The organism is Bradyrhizobium sp. ARR65 (assembly GCF_000472385.1).
Classification (GTDB): Bacteria; Pseudomonadota; Alphaproteobacteria; order Rhizobiales; family Xanthobacteraceae; genus Bradyrhizobium.
Genome location: NZ_AWZU01000121.1, coordinates 1 through 2,952, shown reverse-complemented (window position 1 = coordinate 2,952; position 2,952 = coordinate 1). Strand labels below are relative to the sequence as shown.

Sequence of the window (2,952 nt, the reverse complement as noted above, 5' to 3'; positions counted from 1 at the left end):
CCCGCTTGCGGACTTTGCCGAGAAGGTGGAGCTCGCCGTCGCGTTCCGCGAAGCCGAGCCCTCTGCGAGCGTCCGCGCCTTCGTCGATGCAGCCATCGCGCTCGGGAGGCGTCGAGAACTTGACGCCTCCATGGGCACGCCATCGACACCGACTATTGGAGGGCGTCGATGAGCGCTTTTGCCGCCTGCAGGTCGACGGTGTCGAAGCCCCCGGTGAACCGGTCGTAGACCGGCTGGAGAAGTGCCATCGCTTCGGCGGGACGGCCCTGATCGCGCAATAGGCGGGCGAAGCTCGTGGCAGCGCGCAGTCCCCAGGACAGCGCGCCTTGCCGGCGCGCACAGTCGAGCGCTTGCCGGAAGTGACCCTCGGCCGTCGCCGCAGCGCTGGATCCGCCCTGCAACAGAAGAAGCTCGCCCTTCACGCGCAGTAACTCGGCAAATATTCAGCGTTCTTCGGTGCGTTCACACTGGTCGAGTGCCGCCTCGATATCGCCCGCTTGGCACGCGCAATTGGCGTACCGCGCGATCCGTTGCCCGGGCAAGGGCCGATGGTCTGTGTCAGGAAAACACGGACAATTGCGGCCGTCTCTGCACGGGTACATTACGCCGCCTTGCCGGCGACCTGCCGCTGCAGCCAACGCTGTACGCGCACATCCTCACAGACGGTGACGTTGAACCGCATCCATGGCGAGCACTCGAGGTGAGGGCGGAAGACTGCGCCCGGTGCAAGCATGATTCCGTCGCGCTGCGATGCTTCCGCGAGCGCAAGAGAGTCCTCGACTTGCGGGAAGCGCGCCCAGATGAACATGCCGTCGGCCGGTTCAACGAACAGGTCCAACCCAATGCGTTCGAAAGCGCGCACGACGTTGAGACGTGCCTCGCCCAGCCGCTCGTGCAGACGCGATAGGTATTTGCGGTAATGACCATCCACCAGCATCAGATAAACCAGGCGCTCGGTGAATTGTGATGTAGTGATGCTGGTCAGCATCTTGATGTCGGCAAGCTCGCTAGCGATGCGCTCCGCGCAGGCGATGAACCCGACGCGCAGGCTGCCCGACAGCGTCTTGGAGAAACTGCGCACGTAGATCACACGATTGAGCTGGTCGAGCGTCGCGAGCCGTGGCGTTGTCTTCGTCTGCAGATCGCAGAAGATGTCGTCCTCCACGACGGTGAAGTTGTGGTGCTCGGCGGCCTGAAGCACCCGAAATGCCACGTGCGGGCTGATGTCGGTGCCTGTCGGATTTTGCATCACGGACTGGGTGAAATAGACCTTTGGTTGGCGGGCAGCGGCGAGCTTTTCGACTGCGTCGAGGTCCGGCCCATCGACGTTGCGTGGGACCGAAAGCATCTCGACGCCTTGCAGGCGCAGGTTGCCGAACATGTTGTAGTAGCCGGGATCGTCGACCAGTGCCGCGTCGCCGGGCTTGAGCAAAAAGCGGATTACGAGTTCAAGCGCCTGGCTGGTACTCTGCGTCAACACGACTTGTCCGGCACGCGCAGTGATCCCGAGTCCCGCCAACATCTGGGCAAGATGCTCGCGCAGCGGCAGGTAGCCGAACGGGTGCCCATATTCCAGCAGATAGGCGCCGTTCTTGCGCGCCAGCACGTTGAGGCTTTGGCGGATACCGGTCTCGTCGAGCCATGAATTCGGCAGCCATGGCCCGCCCGCAAGCAGAGTATTCTCGTCCGCCTCCAACAGTCGCCGGATCAGCCAGACCAGTTGCTCGTTGCGCTTGTGGTTGTCGGACGCTGCCGGAAGCCTTGCTTCCGCCGGTGCGGGCGCAGCGGTGTAGAAACCCGAGCCCCTTCGCGAATGCAGATAGCCCATTGCGACCAGGCGGTCGTACGCTTCGACCACCGTGAAGCGGCTGATATTGTGCATTTCGGCAAAGTTACGGATCGAGGGGAGCTTGGTCCCTGGCCTCAAATGCCGATCATCGATCTGTCGTTTGATGCCGGCGACGATCTGATCGCACAGCGGCTGGCCGTCATTCCGGCTGATAGAGAGGGAGAGCATGCCGTTGCTCCATTCGTTTAAGTGGCCCGGTCGCTGGACCAGTACAGTCAGGCCAAGTGACATGAAATCTGTCTATGACCGTAGCGGACAGTGTTCGGCACGATAGTGCCGGTGTCAAGCACTGAGAGGATTCGTCCGCGCTTCGGCGTCCGGCAGCACCCCTTTCTCAAAGGAGAAATCCAATGCCCCTCATTCAGGTTCGCGTGATCAAGGACGTCTTCACCAAGGAGCAGAAACAGCAGATCATCAACAAGCTGACCGATGCGATGGTTTCGATCGAAGGCGAGGCCATGCGCGGCGTCACCTGGTGCGTGGTCGAGGAGGTGGAAAGCGGCGACTGGGGTATCGGCGGCAAGGCCCTTACAACAGCAGACGTCCACGTCCTGGCGCGCGGAAAGGCAGCTTGATCGCTGCCGCGTGGCGTCCGGACCGTCATGGTGGTCCGGGCGCTCTCCGCAGCTTCTTGGTCCTGCGAACCGAACCGGCCGCGAGACGAGGATGAGCAAATCGGTAACGATCAAAGCAGACTTTCTGTAGGCCGGATCCGGCCCGCTCGTCATGCTTGTCCATTCCAGCGTGTGTGGTGCTCGGCAAAGCCTGCTTGCCGATATGTCTTTCCACGCCTTCCCAGAGGGCGCCCCGGGGGACTTTCTGGTTTTTGCTCCTTAGCTTTGTGGCCGTCCCGTCGTGGACGATGCAGTGACCGGAGGAAGCGCGATAGTCGATGGAGATCTTCGGAATGATAACCTGGCTAGCAAGCTGGCTGCGGAGGACCTTCCAACACGCGGCAATTGCACCCAATACAAATGTGCCGCATGGCCCCCGAAGATATGCGGCGCCGCGCGTTAAACGAGCTGTTGCGCATTGATCGAATGCGTCATTCCAGCATTTCCAAACCCGTAGCCCACGGCCGAGTCGCGCTTGACGCTCGCCAG

3 protein-coding genes are annotated in these 2,952 nt (G+C 61.8%); 1 reads left to right on the top strand and 2 read right to left on the bottom strand.

Going from position 1 to position 2,952, the window contains the following annotated elements; translation table 11 throughout:
• Nucleotides 1–152: 152 nt before the first annotated feature.
• Nucleotides 153–422, bottom strand: coding sequence for a hypothetical protein (locus F758_RS0142850; protein ID WP_024513491.1), 270 nt, complete (start codon nt 420–422; stop codon nt 153–155).
• A gap of 179 nt (nt 423–601) precedes the next feature.
• Nucleotides 602–2,017 carry an aminotransferase-like domain-containing protein gene (locus F758_RS0142845; RefSeq protein WP_024513490.1) on the bottom strand — a complete coding sequence of 472 codons (1,416 nt, stop codon included), beginning with the start codon at nt 2,015–2,017 and terminating at the stop codon, nt 602–604.
• A 182-nt stretch (nt 2,018–2,199) separates the two neighbouring features.
• Here F758_RS0142845 and F758_RS0142840 point away from each other — a divergent pair, with 182 nt between their 5' ends.
• On the top strand, nt 2,200–2,424 hold the full coding sequence (locus F758_RS0142840; RefSeq protein ID WP_024513489.1) for a tautomerase family protein: 225 nt from the start codon (nt 2,200–2,202) through the stop codon (nt 2,422–2,424).
• The last annotated feature ends 528 nt before the right edge of the window (nt 2,425–2,952 follow it).